Origin of the sequence: Hydrogenophaga electricum, from assembly GCF_030160815.1 — a bacterium.
Taxonomy (GTDB): domain Bacteria; phylum Pseudomonadota; class Gammaproteobacteria; order Burkholderiales; family Burkholderiaceae_C; genus Hydrogenophaga; species Hydrogenophaga electricum.
On sequence record NZ_BSPB01000143.1, the window covers coordinates 651 to 928 of the forward strand.

1 protein-coding gene is annotated in these 278 nt (G+C 76.3%); it reads left to right on the forward strand.

The annotated features are described in order from the left end of the window. Positions 1 to 278: amidase family protein (locus QQK43_RS23175; RefSeq protein ID WP_284309639.1), on the forward strand; the 278-nt coding region annotated here is incomplete at both ends.

Genomic DNA, 278 nt, shown 5'->3' on the forward strand with positions numbered 1-278 from the left:
GGACAACATTCCCGTGGCCGGCCTGCCCTGCCGCTGGGGCAGCCGCCTCTACCAGGACCACGTGCCCGAGCGCGACGAAACGCCCGTGGCCCGGCTGCGCGCGGCCGGCGCCGTCATCCTCGGCAAGACCGCGGTGCCCGAATTCACCCTGCAGGGCTACACGCACAGCCCCGTCACCGGCACCACCGGCAACCCCTGGGACCCGGCGCTCACGCCCGGCGGTTCCAGCGGCGGTGCGGTGGCCAGCCTCGCGGCCGGCGTGGGCGCGCTGGCCATCG